The 15,509-nt window shown below is 71.5% G+C and carries 18 protein-coding genes; 10 read left to right on the top strand and 8 right to left on the bottom strand.

What is annotated here, in order from left to right; genetic code table 11:
• Positions 1 to 4 precede the first annotated feature (4 nt).
• From sp36 to HD601_RS10650, 4 genes are read left to right on the top strand one after another with little or no spacing between them, the layout of a single operon-like run.
• A complete protein-coding gene (sp36, locus tag HD601_RS10635) occupies positions 5 to 163 on the top strand; it encodes a Sp36 family protein (protein ID WP_184821690.1) in 159 nt (52 codons plus the stop codon).
• Complete coding sequence (locus HD601_RS10640; protein ID WP_184821692.1) at positions 160 to 624, top strand: RidA family protein; 465 nt, start codon at positions 160 to 162, stop codon at positions 622 to 624. Before sp36 ends, HD601_RS10640 begins: the two co-directional genes overlap by 4 nt.
• Before the next feature lie 11 nt (positions 625 to 635).
• Positions 636 to 1,322, top strand: a complete 687-nt coding sequence (locus HD601_RS10645) for an NUDIX hydrolase (protein WP_184821694.1) — start codon at positions 636 to 638, stop codon at positions 1,320 to 1,322.
• 56 nt (positions 1,323 to 1,378) lie between these two features.
• Complete coding sequence (locus HD601_RS10650; protein WP_184829676.1) at positions 1,379 to 2,080, top strand: MBL fold metallo-hydrolase; 702 nt, start codon at positions 1,379 to 1,381, stop codon at positions 2,078 to 2,080.
• Between the two features lie 10 nt (positions 2,081 to 2,090).
• Here the strand turns inward: HD601_RS10650 and HD601_RS10655 are convergent, their stop codons facing one another.
• The gene (locus HD601_RS10655) at positions 2,091 to 2,768 is read right to left on the bottom strand and encodes a Crp/Fnr family transcriptional regulator (RefSeq protein ID WP_343076396.1); all 678 of its coding nucleotides are present in this window, start codon (positions 2,766 to 2,768) and stop codon (positions 2,091 to 2,093) included.
• A gap of 215 nt (positions 2,769 to 2,983) precedes the next feature.
• Between HD601_RS10655 and nth the strand changes: the two genes are divergently transcribed.
• The 3 genes from nth to HD601_RS10670 are packed head-to-tail and all read left to right on the top strand — an operon-like array spanning position 2,984 to position 5,552.
• Positions 2,984 to 3,688 (top strand): endonuclease III, encoded by a 705-nt coding sequence (nth, locus tag HD601_RS10660; protein WP_184829680.1) that lies wholly within the window; start codon positions 2,984 to 2,986, stop codon positions 3,686 to 3,688.
• Complete coding sequence (locus tag HD601_RS10665) at positions 3,685 to 4,362, top strand: NUDIX hydrolase (RefSeq protein WP_184821696.1); 678 nt, start codon at positions 3,685 to 3,687, stop codon at positions 4,360 to 4,362. Before nth ends, HD601_RS10665 begins: the two co-directional genes overlap by 4 nt.
• Positions 4,359 to 5,552, top strand: coding sequence for a MarP family serine protease (locus tag HD601_RS10670; protein ID WP_184821698.1), 1,194 nt, complete (start codon positions 4,359 to 4,361; stop codon positions 5,550 to 5,552). The genes HD601_RS10665 and HD601_RS10670 overlap by 4 nt, the downstream gene beginning before the upstream one ends.
• Positions 5,553 to 5,748: 196 nt before the next feature.
• Here the strand turns inward: HD601_RS10670 and HD601_RS10675 are convergent, their stop codons facing one another.
• The 4 genes from HD601_RS10675 to HD601_RS10690 all read right to left on the bottom strand — a co-directional run bounded on the left by HD601_RS10675 (position 5,749) and on the right by HD601_RS10690 (position 9,066).
• A complete protein-coding gene (locus HD601_RS10675) occupies positions 5,749 to 6,675 on the bottom strand; it encodes an alpha/beta fold hydrolase (protein WP_221440811.1) in 927 nt (308 codons plus the stop codon).
• Positions 6,672 to 7,085: a phage holin family protein gene (locus HD601_RS10680; protein WP_184821700.1), complete on the bottom strand. Its 414-nt coding sequence runs from the start codon at positions 7,083 to 7,085 to the stop codon at positions 6,672 to 6,674. Before HD601_RS10680 ends, HD601_RS10675 begins: the two co-directional genes overlap by 4 nt.
• 121 nt (positions 7,086 to 7,206) lie before the next feature.
• Positions 7,207 to 8,502 (bottom strand): Na+/H+ antiporter NhaA, encoded by a 1,296-nt coding sequence (gene nhaA / locus HD601_RS10685; RefSeq protein ID WP_184821702.1) that lies wholly within the window; start codon positions 8,500 to 8,502, stop codon positions 7,207 to 7,209.
• Positions 8,503 to 8,592: 90 nt separating this feature from the next.
• Positions 8,593 to 9,066, bottom strand: a complete 474-nt coding sequence (locus HD601_RS10690) for a pyridoxamine 5'-phosphate oxidase family protein (RefSeq protein ID WP_184821704.1) — start codon at positions 9,064 to 9,066, stop codon at positions 8,593 to 8,595.
• A 63-nt stretch (positions 9,067 to 9,129) separates the two neighbouring features.
• On the opposite strand from HD601_RS10690, the gene HD601_RS10695 reads away from it, so the two are divergent.
• On the top strand, positions 9,130 to 10,095 hold the full coding sequence (locus tag HD601_RS10695; RefSeq protein ID WP_184821706.1) for a WYL domain-containing protein: 966 nt from the start codon (positions 9,130 to 9,132) through the stop codon (positions 10,093 to 10,095).
• Positions 10,096 to 10,140: 45 nt separating this feature from the next.
• Here the strand turns inward: HD601_RS10695 and acs are convergent, their stop codons facing one another.
• The 3 genes from acs to HD601_RS10710 all read right to left on the bottom strand — a co-directional run bounded on the left by acs (position 10,141) and on the right by HD601_RS10710 (position 14,155).
• Complete coding sequence (gene acs, locus HD601_RS10700) at positions 10,141 to 12,105, bottom strand: acetate--CoA ligase (RefSeq protein WP_184821708.1); 1,965 nt, start codon at positions 12,103 to 12,105, stop codon at positions 10,141 to 10,143.
• 146 nt (positions 12,106 to 12,251) lie between these two features.
• Positions 12,252 to 13,868, bottom strand: a complete 1,617-nt coding sequence (locus tag HD601_RS10705) for a solute symporter family protein (protein WP_184821710.1) — start codon at positions 13,866 to 13,868, stop codon at positions 12,252 to 12,254.
• On the bottom strand, positions 13,868 to 14,155 hold the full coding sequence (locus HD601_RS10710) for a DUF485 domain-containing protein (RefSeq protein WP_184829684.1): 288 nt from the start codon (positions 14,153 to 14,155) through the stop codon (positions 13,868 to 13,870). The genes HD601_RS10705 and HD601_RS10710 overlap by 1 nt, the downstream gene beginning before the upstream one ends.
• A 327-nt stretch (positions 14,156 to 14,482) precedes the next feature.
• Between HD601_RS10710 and HD601_RS10715 the strand changes: the two genes are divergently transcribed.
• The gene (locus HD601_RS10715) at positions 14,483 to 15,103 is read left to right on the top strand and encodes a nucleotidyltransferase domain-containing protein (protein ID WP_184821712.1); all 621 of its coding nucleotides are present in this window, start codon (positions 14,483 to 14,485) and stop codon (positions 15,101 to 15,103) included.
• Positions 15,104 to 15,150: 47 nt separating this feature from the next.
• On the top strand, positions 15,151 to 15,507 hold the full coding sequence (locus HD601_RS10720; RefSeq protein WP_221440815.1) for a hypothetical protein: 357 nt from the start codon (positions 15,151 to 15,153) through the stop codon (positions 15,505 to 15,507).
• Positions 15,508 to 15,509 lie beyond the last annotated feature (2 nt).

Consider the following 15,509-nt stretch of genomic DNA (forward strand, 5'->3'; position numbering starts at 1 on the left):
GCCCATGGCCAAGTGGGAGTACGCGACCGCACCCGTGCTGGTGCATGCGACCAAGCAGATCCTGGACAACTGGGGCGAGGACGGCTGGGAACTGGTCCAGATCGTCCCCGGCATGAACCCCGAGAACGTGGTGGCTTACTTCAAGCGGGAGAAGTCCGAATGACGGGGACCCCTGAGGAGCGGCTGGCCGCCCTCGGCCTGAGCCTGCCCGACGTCGTCAAGCCGGTCGCGGCCTACGTGCCGGCCGTGCGCAGCGGCTCGTTCGTGTTCACTTCCGGCCAGGTGCCGATGCGGGGCGGCGAGCTCGTCCACAAGGGCAAGGTCGGCGCGGAGGTCACGCCCGAGCAGGCCTACGAGTGCGCCCAGCAGTGCGCCCTCAACGCGCTGGCCGCCATTCGCGCCGAGGTCGGCGACCTGTCCGCCGTCACCCGGGTGGTCAAGGTGCTCGGCTTCGTCGCGTCCACGGTCGACTTCACCGGCCAGCCGCAGGTGGTCAACGGTGCCAGCGAGCTGCTCGGCAAGGTCTTCGGCGACGCCGGCCAGCACGCCCGCAGCGCCGTCGGCGTCCCGGTGCTGCCGCTCGACGCGCCGGTCGAGGTCGAGATGATCGTCGAGGTCGGCTGAGGCTCGTTCGCATGAATGACGCGCGGCGCCCGCTGCCCGCTCCCATGGCGGAGCGGGCCCGGGCGTTCGTCGCGGGCGGCCTGCCGGTCGGGCCCTCCCGGCCGGCGGCGACGGTCGGGCTGCTGCGCGACAGCGCCGACGTCGCGGGCGGCGGTGTCGAGGTGTACGTGCACGTCCGCCACCTCGGCATGGCGTTCGGCGGCATGCTGGCCTTCCCCGGCGGCAAGGTCGACCCCGCCGACGGCGCCGATCCCGCCGAGGCGTTCGTCCGCGCCGCGATCCGCGAGACGCACGAGGAGACCGGCGTCGTGCTGGCGCCGGGCGACCTCGTGCCGTGGGCGCACTGGATCACGCCGCGGTTCGAGGAACGCCGCTACGACACCTGGTTCTACCTCGCCGCGCTGCCGCCGGACCAGGAGGCGGCCGACGTCTCCGGCGAGGCGTCCGAGGTGGGCTGGGTGCGCCCCGCCGACGCGCTGGCCCGGGCCGAGGCGGGCGAGTGGGTCGTGCTGCCGCCGACGGCGGTGCTGCTGACCTCGCTGATCCCGTTCGCCACGGTGGCCGACGTGCTGGCCGCGGGCGACGGACGGCTCGTCGAGACCGTCGTGCCCGGCTGGCTCGACGACGGCACGCAGGTGTGGAGCCTGCTGCCCGATGACCCCGACTATCCCGGCGACGACCGAGGGGACAACGCGTGAGCGACGTCGTGCTGCCGGAGTGGTGCCGGCTGGTGCGGGCCGACAACCCCGGTCCCATGACGCTGGACGGCACGAACACCTACGTGCTGCGCACCGCCGACGGCACCGTCGTCATCGACCCCGGCCCGTGGCTCGAGGAGCACCTCGACGCCGTCCTGTCGCTGGGGTCGGTCTCGCTCGCGCTGATCACGCACCACCACCCGGACCACTGCGGCGGGATCGAGCTGTTCCGCGAGCTGACCGGAGGCGCGCCCGTGCTGGCCCGCGACCCGGTCGCCAGCGGCGCCGACGCCGAGCTGCCCGCGCACGGCGAGCGGCTGGACGACCTCGGCCTGCTGGTACTGGACACGCCGGGACACACCGCGGACTCGGTCTCCTTCGTCGCCGACGACGGCGAGTCCGTGCTGCTGTTCACCGGCGACACCGTGCTCGGCCGCGGGACCACCATCGTGTCGTACCCGGACGGCGACCTCGGCGCCTATCTCGCCTCGCTCGAGCTGCTGCGCACGGCGGTGCCGCCCGGCGCGCTGCTGCTGCCCGGCCACGGCCCGCTACGGGACGGGGCTGCCGCCGTCGTCGACGAGTACGTCGCCCACCGGCGCCAGCGGATCGAGCAGGTGCGGGCGGCGCTCGACGGCGGGGCGCGGAACGCCCGCGACGTCGTCGAGGTCGTCTACGCCGACATCGACCGCGGGCTCTGGCCGGCCGCGGAGCGCACCGTCGAGGCGACGCTGCACTACCTGCGCGCGGCCGGCTGAGCGGACGGCGTCAGCGGGCGCGGCGGCGCAGGCGGTCGACGTCGAGGACGACGACGGAGCGCTGCTCGAGCCGCAGCCAGCCGCGCGACACGAAGTCGGCCAGCGCCTTGTTCACCGTTTCGCGCGAGGCGCCGACCAACTGGGCCAGCTCTTCCTGCGTGAGGTCGTGGACGACGCGCATGCCCTCTTCGGACGGGACGCCGAAGCGCTGCGAGAGGTCGAGCAGCTGCTTGGCCACCCGGCCCGGCACGTCGGAGAAGACGAGGTCGGTCTGGATGTCGTTGGACCGGCGCAGCCGCGACGCCAGCTGCAGAAGCAGGCCGCGGGCCACCTCGGGGCGGCCCGTGAGCCAGGGGGTGAGGTCGGCGTGGCTGAGGCTCCACAGCGTCGTGTCGGTGACCGCCGTGGCCGTGGCCGAGCGCGGCCCGGGGTCGAACAGCGACAGCTCGCCGAACATCTGGCCGGGACCGAGCAGCGCCAGCAGGTTCTCGCGTCCGTCGGGTGCGGTGCGGCCGAGCTTGATCTTGCCCTCGGTGACGACATAGACGCGGTCGCCCTCGTCGCCTTCGCGGAAGAGCGTCTCGCCGCGGCCCAGGTGCACCTCGGTCATCGACGCACGCAGCGCGCCGGCGGCCTCGTCGTCGAGTTCGCGGAACAGAAGTGCGCTCCGTAGAGCGTCGTCAGCCACAGCCAGATCCTCCTTGCCATCGAGCCACGTGCGGTCGCGCGGTCCCGGAAGCCCGGGTGTTTCGCGTCACGTCGGCCGCGACCTATTGTGCCTGCGGCCCATCATGGCTCACCATTCGCCCCTGCGAATTGGTCCTGTTGGAGAACACGCTCTGTCCGGTCGGCATTTCCGTTGGTCGGACTGTCGGAGCGGGAACGTAGAGTGAAGTGGTGTCGATGGTCGCTACCGAGTCCAAGCTCGCTCTCACCCGGCGGGCGCGCAAGATCAACCGTGAGCTCGACGCGACGTACCCCGACGCGCACTGCGAGCTCGACTTCACCTCCCCGTTCGAGCTGCTGATCGCCACCGTGCTGTCCGCGCAGACCACCGACGTCCGGGTCAACGGCGTCACCCCCACGCTGTTCGCGCGCTACCCCGACGCCGTCGCGCTGGCGGCCGCCGAGCGCGAGGACGTCGAGAAGATCATCCAGCCCACCGGGTTCTTCCGGGCCAAGACGCAGTCCATCCTCGGGCTGTCGCAGGCCATCGTCGAGCGGTTCGGCGGCGAGGTCCCCGGCACGCTGAAGGACCTCGTCACGCTGCCCGGCGTCGGTCGCAAGACCGCCAACGTCGTCCTCGGCAACGCGTTCGGTGTCCCCGGCATCACCGTCGACACCCACTTCGGCCGGCTGGTCCGCCGGTTCGGCTGGACCACGCAGACCGACCCCGACAAGGTCGAGGCGGAGATCGGCGCCATGTTCCCCAAGAGCGAGTGGACCATGCTGTCGCACCGGGTCATCTGGCACGGGCGACGGCGCTGTCACGCCCGGCGCCCGGCCTGCGGGGTCTGCCCGCTGGCCCGGCTGTGCCCGTCGTTCGGCGAGGGCCCCACTGACTCCAAGGTCGCCGCCAAGCTGGTCCGTGAAGGGCCGCGTGCATGACCACCCCCGCCGGTCCGCGGCCGCCCGCCTGGCTGCGGGGCATCGCCGACGCCGCGGCCGGTGAGTGGGCCGAGCAGGCCGGCCGGTGGGGCCCACCGGACGACTCCGCCCGCGAGTCCGCCGTCCTGCTGTTGTTCGGCGAGACCGACGGCGAGCCCGACGTCCTGCTCATCGAGCGTGCGGCCGGCCTGCGCAACCACGCCGGGCAGGCAGCGTTCCCCGGCGGCGGCGCCGATCCCGGCGACGGCGGACCGGTCGGCACGGCGCTGCGCGAGTGCGCCGAGGAGACGGGCGTCGACCCCGCCGGCGTCGAGATCATCACCACGCTGCCGCCGTTGTGGGTCCCCGTCTCCAACTACTCCGTCACGCCGGTGCTGGCCTGGTGGCGCGAGCCGTGCGAGGTGCGCGTCGTCGACCCCGTCGAGGTCGCGTCGGTGCACCGGGTGCCGCTCAGCGAGCTGACCGACCCCGCCAACCGCCTGCAGCTGCGCTACCCGTCGGGCCACTCCGGACCGGCCTTCCGGGCCAGTGGCCTGCTCATCTGGGGGTTCACGGCGGGCGTGCTGTCCACCTTGTTCGATGCTGCCGGAATCGCCGAGCCGTGGGATCGTACTCTCGTCGAGCCCATGCCAACGGGGGCGGGCCTGAGCCGTGAAGGTCGAGGTGGGTCGTGACGCTGGGCTTGAACGCCGTCGACCTCATCATCATCATCCTGGCGGTCGTCGTCGGCTACACCGGCTGGACCCACGGCTTCGTCGTCGGCCTGCTGTCGTTCGTCGGGTTCGTCGGCGGTGCTGCCGCGGGGCTGCTGCTGGTGCCGCTGGTGCTCGGCGGCTTCGACCCGGGGCTCGGGGTGTCGGTGCTGGCGGTCCTGCTGGTGCTCGGCGTGGCGTCCATCGGTCAGGGCGTGCTGGCCTGGGCCGGCGGCTGGGTGCGCTCCAAGGTGTCGTCGCAGCCGGCCAAGAAGTTCGACGCCGCCGGCGGGGCCGTCCTGGGCGTCGCGGGCCTGCTGCTCGCCGCGTGGGCGGTCGGCCTGGCCATCTCCACCGCCGCCGTCCCCTACGCGTCGCCGGGCGTCCGCGAGTCGCGGCTGCTCGACCTCGTCGACCAGGCGGTGCCCATCTCGCCCGACAGCCTGCGCGACGCCTTCGAGGACGTCGTCGCGGCCGGTGGCTTCCCGCAGGTCGTCGTGCCGTGGGCGTCCGAGCCCATCGTCGACGTCGGCCCGCCCGGCAGCCTGCTCCGCCGCGACCCCGAGGTCCGCACCGCCGCCACCAGCGTCGTCCAGATCACCGGCCGCGCCGACGCCTGCGAGCGGGTCATCACCGGCAGCGGCTTCGTCGTCGCACCCGAGCGCATCATGACCAACGCCCACGTCGTGGCCGGCGTCGCCGAGCCCGTCATCACCTTCCCCGACGGCGACCCGCTCGCCGCCCAGGTGGTCGCCTTCGACCCCGAGACCGACCTCGCCGTCCTCGCCGTCCCCGGGCTGACGCTCGAGCAGCTCCCCATCATCACCGACGACCCCGCCAACGGCGACGAGGCCGCCGTCATCGGCTACCCGAACAACGGCCCGCTGCGCAGCGAAGAGGTCCGCGTCCGCGACGTGCACCAGCTCATCGGCCACGACATCTACGACGAGAACACCATCACCCGCGACGTCGTGTCGCTGCGCGGCAGCATCCGGCCGGGCAACTCCGGCGGCCCCCTCATCTCGCCTGACGGCGTCGTCCTCGGCGTCGTCTTCGCGGCGTCGCTGACCGACCCCGACACCGGCTACGCGCTGGCGCCCAGCGAGTTCAGCGAGCTCGCGGCCAACGCCGCCCAGGCCACCGACCCCGTCTCGACCGGCTCCTGCACCTGACCCGGCCGGTGGCGCTGCGCCGCCGGTCCCCGCCCTTGATCATCGGCGATTGCTGGCGTCATCACGCCAGCAATCGCCGGCCATCACGCGTGTCCACAGGTGATCATGGCCGTGACTCGATCGTTCGGATGATCGCGTAGGTGGGCCATGCCACGAGCCCGATGCCTCTCGCAGCCACGCCGCAACGTCCCGTGCCTCAGTCGTGATCGCGCTGTTTGACCAGCCAGTCGAGGAGGGCGTCGGTGACGGCGTCGGGCGCCTCCTCGTGCGGGAAGTGACCGGCCGACTCCAGGGAGAGCCAGTGGTACTCGCCGCCGACCATGGTGCGCGACGAGGCGGCGAGGTCGATGTCGAAGTTGGAGTCCTGGGCGCCGTGCACCTGCAGCACCGGCATGGTGAGCGGGTCCTGGACGCGCTTGGCGAAGCGCCGGCCGTCGCCGCGGAAGAGAGAGCGGAACAGCCAGCGCTGGTACTCCAGCGCGCAGTGCGGCGCCGGCCACAACTGCATGGCGGCGCGGTAGTTGCGGGCCGCCTCGTCGTCGGGGAACGGCGAGCCGGGCGCGGACCAGCGCCGCAGCAGGGTCTCGACGTGCGCGCCGTCGTCGGCGATGAGCCGCCGTTCCGGGGCCATGGGGGTCTGCACCCAGGCCAGTGAGCCGCTGTGCCGCAGCCGCCCGCGCAGCAGGTGCCGACGCAAGATCAGCGGGTGCGGCATCGACAGGACGGCGAGCGCGTCGACGTGCGCGGGCCGCATGGCTGCGGCCGTCCACGCCCCGTAGGCGCCCCAGCCGTGCCCGACCAGGACGGCTCGTCGCTCACCGAGGGAGCGGATGGCGCCGGTGATGTCGGCGGCGAACGTGAAGGCGTCGTACCCGCGCGGGGTCTTGTCGCTGCCGCCGGCGCCACGCAGGTCGAGGGCGACGGCGCGCCAGCCGGCCGCGGCGAGCGCGGGCAGCTGGTGGCGCCAGGCCCACCAGAACTCGGGGAACCCGTGCAGGAGCAGGACCAACGGCCCGTGGCCCATCTCGGCGGCATGGAACTGTGCCCCGTTGGCGGCGACGGTGCGGTGCGTCCAGGGGCCAGGGATCTCGACCGTCTGGCGATGTGCGTCGTTGGTGATCACGTGCTGCCGTTGGACCTCTTCAGAGCGCGGGCGGCGTCGCGAGCGGAGATCTTCGTCCGCTCGGCCATGGAGATCCTGCCGAACTGGCCACGGGCCACCACCAGCAGGACGAGTGCGACGAGCACGTAGAAGCCGGCGACCACGAGGAACGCCCAGCCGATGGTCAGGCCGAGCGCGCGGACGCCGTAGACGAGCGCGAAGGAGGCGAGCAGGAAGGCCACCACACCCAGGAACGCGGCCACCATGGTCATCGCGCTGCCGATGGCGGCGGACTTGGCGTCCTCTTTCAGCTCCGCCTTGGCCAGCTCGATCTCGTTGTGGACCAGACCGGTGAGGTCGTCCTTGATGGAGGCCACGAGCCGGCCGATGGAGGCAGACCCGTCGGCCTCACTGGTTGCCCGTGCGGCCATCCGGAACCCCCTCGTCGCAATAGTCACGAGTCACGACGGCCGCGGCGGCGGCTGCCGGCGTGGCCTCGTGTTCGACTCTAGAGCAGGTCGGTGACCATGGTCGCGAAGACGGGCCGACGCGTTACGGGCGAGTACCCGGGTCCTCGACCTGGTACACGTCCGGGATCCCGTCGTGGTCGTCGTCGCGGGTCTCCTCCTCGGCCAGCCGCCGGTAGATGACGTTGCGCCGGCCCAGCACGACGGTGGCGATCACCGCCGCGAGCACGGATCCGCAGAGGACCGCCGTCTTGACCAGTTCCTCGAGGTGCGGATCGCCGCGGAAGGCGAGCTCGCCGATGAGCAGCGACACGGTGAAGCCAATGCCGCCGATGGTCGCCAGCCCGAACACGTCGCCCCAGGTGAGGTCGCTGCTCAGCTCCGCTCGGGTGAACCGGGCGGTCAGGTAGGTGCCGCCGAAGACCCCGATCGTCTTGCCCACCACGAGGCCGAGCATCACGCCGAGCGCCACCGGCTCGGTGAGCATGTCGCGCAGCGTGTCCGACGAGAGGGTGACCCCGGCGGCGAACAGCGCGAAGATCGGCACGCACAGCACGGCGGAGAACGGCCGCACCTGGTGCTCGACCCGCTCGGCCGGCGCCTGGTCCTCGCCCGGCTCGCGGTGCGCACGGGTCAGCAGCCCGAACGCGACGCCGACGACGGTCGCGTGCACGCCGCTCTCGTGCATGAGCGCCCAGGCGACGACGCCCATCGGCACGTAGAGCCACCATGCGCTGATGCGGCGGTGCTGCATGAAGCCGTAGGCGACGAGGATCGCGGCCGCGCCGGCGAACGGCCAGAGCCGCACGTCGGTGGTGAAGAAGATCGCGATGAGCAGGATCGCCAGCAGGTCGTCGACCACGGCGAGCGTCAGCAGGAACGCCCGCAGCGCCGACGGCAGCCGCGACCCGATGACGGCGAGGACGGCCAGGGCGAACGCGATGTCCGTCGCCGTCGGCACGGCCCATCCGTCGGTGCGGCCGCCGCCGACGCCGTTGACCACCAGGTACACGACGATCGGGCCGATCATCCCGCAGACGGCCGCGACGATGGGCAGCACCGCCTCGGCCGGCCGGCGCAGACTGCCCACGACGAGCTCGCGCTTCAGTTCCAGGCCGGCGACCAGGAAGAAGATCGCCAGCAGGCCGTCGGCGGCCCACGTCGCGAGGTCGAGGTCGAGGTGCAGCGCCGCCGGGCCCACGGTTGTCGTCAGGACCGCCTCGTAGGACTCGGTGCCGACGTTGGCCCAGACGAGCGCCGTCGCCGCGGCCGCCAGCATGAGCAGGCCGCCCGTCGTCTCGTTGCGCAGCACGGAGGCGACGTACTGCGCCTCGGGCCAGGTGGACCGGGCGAACAAGCGGCGGCGGGGCACGGGCTTCACCTTTTCGAGTCTGGGCGCACGACGACGTCACGCCGACCAGACTTCCCGGCACACCTGCGGGATATTTTATCGTCCGCCTCGCGGGGCGCGTCAGCGGGTGAAGGTCCGCACGTGCTGCCCGGGCCGCCAGAGCGTGATCTCCATGCCCGTGCGGGTGTCGTTGAGCCCGGCCAGCACGACGTCGTCGAGGCCGAGCCGGAACAGGTGGAACGGTCCCGGCGGCAGTTCCGTCTCGTGGCCGGACCGGTAGGCGTCGAACTCCGCTCCGACGACCTCGACGGCCGGGCCGGAGATCTTGAGGTCCGGCGCCGTCATCGACCCGTCGCCGGGGTTGGAGTGCAGGGCGTAGCGGGGGTCGCGCTGCAGGTCGCGAGCCTTCAACGCGCCGGGCATGGAACCGAGCGTCAGGTGCTCGCCCTCGAACGCGACCTCGGTGCCGCTGACCCGCGGCGATCCGTCCATGCGCAGCGTCGCGAGCACGTGGTGCTTCGTCGCCGTGAGCCGTTCGCGCGCGATCACCGCGAGCTCGGGTGCCTCGTCCTCGAACTGTCTCCAGGTCGCCATGACTCCATGGTCCTGCCGCATCGCTGACATCTTCTGTCAGCTTCTCCGGATAGGTTCGACGGTGTGAGAGCGAGCCGGCTGATGGCGATGATGCTGCTGATCCAGCAGAAGCGGACCATGACGGCCACCGAGGTCGCCCGCGAGCTCGAGGTGTCCGTGCGCACGGTCTACCGCGACGTCGCGGCGCTGCAGGCGTCCGGGGTGCCGCTGTGGACCGAGTCCGGGCCGGGCGGTGGCATCCGGCTGGTCGAGGGCTGGCGGACGACTCTGGACGGCCTGACGGGGGACGAGGCGGCCGCGCTGTTCTTCGGCGGCGTCCCCAGCGCCGTCGCCGACCTGGGGCTGGGCACCGTCCTCGTCGCCGCCCAGACGAAGGTCATCGCCATGCTGCCGCCGGAGCTGCGCGGCCGGGCGGCCCGGCTGCGCGAGCGCTTCCACGTCGACGCACCCGGCTGGTTCGACACGTCGGCGCCGCCCGCGCACCTGGCCGCGGTGTCCGACGCCGTTTGGTCCGGCCGGCGGCTCGAGGTCGCGTACCGGCGCTCGGACCGGACGGTGTCGCGGCTGCTCGACCCGCTCGGGCTCGTGCTCAAGGCCGGCACCTGGTACCTCGTCGCGGCGCACCGGCAGCAGGTGCGCACCTACCGGGCCGGGCGCATCGACGCGGCGACGGTGCGGGCCGAGGCGAGCTGGCGGCCCGACGGCTTCGACCTCGCCTCGTGGTGGGCGGCGTCGTCGGCCGAGTTCGACCGGTCGCTGCTGCGCTACCGCTGCCGGGTGCGGCTCTCCCCGTCGGCGCTGCGTCGGCTGCACACGGCGGTCGGCGCGCTGGCGGCGGCACAGGCCAGGGAGACGGCCGGGGAGCCCGACGGCGACGGCTGGAGCGCCGTCGAGCTGTGGACCGAGTCCGAGGAGGTCGCGGCCCACCAGTTGTTCACGCTGATGAACGCGGTCGAGGTGCTCGAGCCGGCGTCCCTGCGCGCGACCCTGCGCTCCGTCGCCCTCGAGGTGGCGGCGAAGAACGCGTGAGCCGGCGCCGTCCGTCGACGGCGCCGGCTCACGTGGGGTGCGGGGTCAGTCCTCGGACGCGCCGCCCTGGGACAGGCCGTCGCTGATGAGGTTCATCACCGTCGGGTCGGCGAGGGTCTGCACGTCGCCCAGCTCGCGGTTCTCGGCGACGTCGCGCAGCAGACGGCGCATGATCTTGCCGGACCGCGTCTTCGGCAGCTCCGGCACGATCATGATCTGCCGCGGCTTGGCGATCGGGCCGATCTCCTTGGCGACGTGGTTGCGCAGCTCCTGGACGACGTCGGCGCCGCCGTCGCCCGCGCTGGCGCGCAGGATGACGAACGCCACGATGCCCTGGCCGGTGGTCGGGTCCGAGGCGCCGACGACGGCGGACTCGGCGACCTTCGGGTGGGACACGAGGGCCGACTCGACCTCCGTGGTCGAGATGCGGTGGCCGGACACGTTCATGACGTCGTCGACCCGGCCCAGCAGCCAGATGTCGCCGTCGTCGTCCTTCTTGGCGCCGTCGCCCGCGAAGTAGCGGCCCTCGAAGCGCGACCAGTACGTCTCGATGAAGCGCTCGTCGTCGCCCCAGATGGTGCGCAGCATGGACGGCCAGGGCTCGGTGAGCACGAGGTAGCCGCCGTGGCCGTCGGGCACGACGTTGCCGGCGTCGTCGACCACATCGGCCGAGATGCCCGGCAGTGCCTTCTGCGCCGAGCCGGGCTTGGCCGCGGTGACGCCGGGAAGCGGGCTGATCATCATGGCGCCGGTCTCGGTCTGCCACCAGGTGTCGACGACGGGGGTGCGGTCGCCGCCGATGACGCGGCGGTACCAGATCCAGGCCTCGGGGTTGATCGGCTCGCCGACGCTGCCGAGGACGCGCAGCGACGAGAGGTCGCGGCGGCCCGGGATCTCCTCGCCCTGCTTCATGAACGTGCGGATGGCCGTGGGCGCGGTGTACAGGATGCTGACCTTGTACTTCTCGACGATGTCCCACCAGCGGCCGGCCTCGGGGAAGTCGGGCGTGCCCTCGTACATCACCTGGGTGGCGCCGTTGGCGAGCGGGCCGTAGACGATGTAGCTGTGGCCGGTGACCCAGCCGACGTCGGCCGTGCACCAGTACACGTCGGACTCGGGCTTGAGGTCGAAGACGTTGCGGTGCGTGTAGGCGGACTGCAGCAGGTAGCCGGCGGACGTGTGCTTGATGCCCTTCGGCTTCCCCGTGGTGCCGGACGTGTAGAGGATGTAGAGCGTGTCCTCGGAGTCGTGCGCCTCGGGGGTGTGCTGGTCGGACTGCCGGTCGACGATGTCGTGCCACCAGACGTCGTGGCTCTCGTTCCAGTCGACCTCCTGCTCGGTGCGGCGCACGACCAGGACCTTCTCGATGGACGGCGACTTGGCGACGGCCTGGTCGACGGCCGGCTTGAGGGCCGACGGCTTGCCCCGCCGGTACCCGCCGTCGGCCGTGATGACGAGCTTGGCCTGCGCGTCCTCGATGCGGCTGCGCAGCGCCTCGGCCGAGAACCCGCCGAACACGACGGAGTGGATGGCGCCGATGCGGGCGCACGCCAGCATCGACACGGCGGCCTCGGGGATCATCGGCAGGTAGATCGCGACGCGGTCGCCGTGGCCGATGCCGAGCTCGGTCAGCGCGTTGGCGGCCTTCGAGACCTCGCGCTGCAGGTCGGCGTAGGTGAGGGTGCGCGAGTCGCCCGGCTCACCCTCCCAGTGGATCGCGACGCGGTCGCCGTGGCCGGCCTCGACGTGCCGGTCGACGCAGTTGTATGCCACGTTGAGCCTGCCGCCGACGAACCACTTCGCGAACGGCGGATTGCTCCAGTCGAGCACCTGCGACCACTCGGTGTCCCACGACAGCAGCTCGCGCGCCTGGCGCTCCCAGAACGCCAGCCGGTCCGCGGCCGCCTCCTCGTACAGGTCGGCCTTGGCGTTGGCCTGCGCTGCGAACTCCTCGGACGGAGGGAAGCTCCGGTCCTCGTGCAGCAGATTGGAGAGAGCGTCATTGGTCACGTTCGTCTGCTCCTTGTCGACGGTCGTGCAGCTGGTGCGCCCGGGCAGCGCACCCGAGCGCGCTGCCGTCTTACCTCACCATCGCATGTGCCCGCGGGGCAAGGACGGTGAGGTCGACGGCAGCGCGCGCCGGGGTGGGTGCGGGCTCAGTGCGAGGAGGTGGCCTTCTCGGCTCCGGCGCCGCTCAGCGACCGGACCTCCATCTCCGCGTACTTGGACGCGTTGTACTCCTTGGACAGCCGTGCGCCCAGGAAACCGAACAAGAATCCGGCCGGTATGGAGATGATCCCGGGGTTGTCCAACGGGAACCAGTGGAAGTCGACGTCCTGGAGCATCGACGGGCTGCGGCCAGTCGCCGGGTTCACCGGCTTGCCCGACACCACCGGCGAGAAGACGATCAGCGTCACCGCGGTGAGCAGACCGCCGTAGATGCTCCACACCGCGCCCCGGGTGTTGAAGCGCTTCCAGAACAGCGAGTAGAGGATCACCGGCAGGTTCGCGCTGGCGGCGACGGCGAACGCGAGCGCCACGAGGAACGCGATGTTCTGGCCGTTGGCGAAGATGCCGCCGACGATGGCCACCGCGCCGATGACGACCGCCGTGATCCGGGCGACCCGGACCTCGTCGTTCGCCTCGACCTCGCCCTTCTTGATGACGTTGGCGTACACGTCGTGCGCGAACGAGGCCGACGCGGTGATCGTCAGGCCCGCCACGACGGCGAGGATGGTCGCGAACGCGACGGCGGCGATGATGCCGAGCAGGATCGTGCCGCCCAGCTCGTAGGCCAGCAGCGGCGCCGCGGAGTTCACGCCGCCCGGTGCGCCCAGGATCTCTTCCGGCCCGACGAGCGCGCCGGCGCCGTAGCCGAGTACCAGCGTCAGCAGGTAGAACAGGCCGATCAGGGCGATCGCCCACGTCACGCTGTGCCGGGCGTCGCGCGCCGTCGGCACCGTGTAGAACCGCATCAGTACGTGCGGCAGGCCGGCGGTGCCGAGCACCAGGGCCAGCGCCAGCGAGATGAAGTCCAGCTTCGAGGTGTCCGACGCGCCGTACTGGTTCATCGGGTCGAGCAGGCCGGCCGCGCCGCCCGCGGAGTCGACGGCCGCACCGAGCAGCTGCGACAGGTTGAAGTCGTGCTGGGCCAGCACCCAGATGGTCATGACGAAGGCGCCGGCGATGAGCAGGACCGCCTTGACGATCTGCACCCAGGTGGTGCCCTTCATGCCGCCGACCAGCACGTAGAAGACCATCAGTGCGCCGACGACGCCGATGACGACGCCCTGGCCGCCCCGGTCGGTGACGCCGAGCAGCAGGGCGACGAGGCCGCCGGCGCCGGCCATCTGCGCCAGCAGGTAGAAGAACGACACCGCCAGCGTCGACGTCGCGGCCGCGGTGCGCACCGGGCGCTGCCGCATCCGGAACGACAACACGTCGGCCATGGTGAACCGGCCGGTGTTGCGCAGCAGCTCGGCGACCAGGAGCAGCGCGACCAGCCACGCCACCAGGAAGCCGATGGAGTAGAGGAAGCCGTCGTAGCCGTAGATGGCGATGGCGCCGGCGATGCCGAGGAACGACGCGGCCGACAGGTAGTCGCCGGCGATCGCGATGCCGTTCTGCTGGCCGGTGAACGCCCGGCCGCCGGCGTAGTAGTCCGCCGCGGTCTTGTTGTTGCGCGACGCCCGCAGCACGATGACCAGCGTGATCGCGACGAAGACCGCGAAGATCGTGATGTTGACGCCGGGGCTTCCGACATGGGTGTCCATCAGCGTGCCCCCTCCAGCTCGTCACGGATCTGCTTCGCGATCGGGTCCAGCTTCCGGTCCGCGTGCCGCACGTACAGCCACGTGATCAGGAACGTCGACGCGAACTGGCCGAGACCGAACAGCAGGCCGACGTTGATGTTGCCGGCCACCCGCTGGGACATGAAGTCGACCGCGTACGTCGACAGCAGCACGTAGAGCAGGTACCAGGCCAGGAACGCGGCGGTCATCGGGAACGCGAAGTTGCGGAACCTGCGGCGCAGCTCGGCGAACTCCGGGCTGGCCTGCATCCGCTCGTATTCCTCGGCGGTGGGTACGGCGCGTTCGGGCGGGGGTGTCTCGAGACTGGCCACGCTCCGACCTCCTCGTCGTCATGTGGTCCGGCTCACAGTGATCCGGTTGTGGGGCGCCACGGTAGGGCCGCCGCCTGCGGGCTCGGGAGACGCCTCGCGCGGGCTGTCGGTGAGCGGTACATGGGTGCGGCGTGCGGGTCTCGCCCCTGCGACGAGCGGTCGTCCGTCTGCGACGAGCGGTCGGAACACGAGACCTCAGAATAGTACGGATAGCTGTACTATTGTTGGGATGGCCCAACGATAGTTGGTGAGGAGGCCTGTCTCGTGCAACTGTCGCAGCCACTGGCTGTGGTGACGCCGACCCTCGACGGCCCGGTGTTGACTGCTCTCGCGCTGGCGGACCGAGCCTTCACCACCGGGCAACTCGGACGCGTGCTGGGCCGCGGGTCGGAGGAGGGGATCCGCAAGGTCCTGCGCCGGCTGGCTGAACAAGGGGTGGTGTCGGCCGAACAGGTCGGGCCTGCGGTCAGCTACCGGCTGAACCGGGACCATCTGGCGGCACAGCACATCGTCGGCCTGGCAAGCCTGCGAAGCACCTTCCTGCACAGAATGGAACAGAAGCTCGCCGGCTGGGAACAGCCGCCTGTCTACGCCGCGCTGTTCGGCTCGGCCGGGCGGGGCGAGATGAGGCCCGACAGCGACATCGACGTGCTCCTGATCCGTGCGAACGACGCGGACGAGGTGGTCTGGGGACGACAGGTGGACGACCTGGTCGAGGTGGTCACCCGTTGGACCGGCAATGACACCAGGCCGCTGGAATACACGGTCGCCGAACTGCGCCGGTCCGGGGGCGAGCCGGTGCTACGCGATGTGCTGAGAACCGGGGTGACCGTCGTCGGAGATCGATCCTGGCTGGGCAGGCGACTGCGAGAGAGGACGGTCTGAGACGTATGGGTGCACGACCCTGCCCCGTCACGGTGCGTCGCGGCCGGATGCTCAAGGCGGAGGGCTTTCTCCAAGCAGCCGACGACATCGACCTGCTCGATGACGGTGAGCAGTTGCGCGATTCCGTCGTGACGCTCTACGTGCATGCGGGCATCGCCGCGTCCGACGTCATCTGCTGCGCGCGGCTCGGACAGCATCCGATCGGGGACAACCATGCCGAGGCGATCGGATTGCTGAAGACGGCCGACTCCGGCTCGAGCCGCCACCTCGCTGTGTTGCTGTCGATGAAGACGAAGGCTGGCTACAGCCACCTGGGTGCCAGTGCCGCCGATGTCAAGAAAGCCGCGCGCGCCGCGGCGCAACTGGTCGAGTCGGCGCGGTCGGCAAGCCTCGGACACGGCTGATC

This window comes from Jiangella mangrovi, assembly GCF_014204975.1.
Lineage (GTDB): Bacteria > Actinomycetota > Actinomycetes > Jiangellales > Jiangellaceae > Jiangella > Jiangella mangrovi.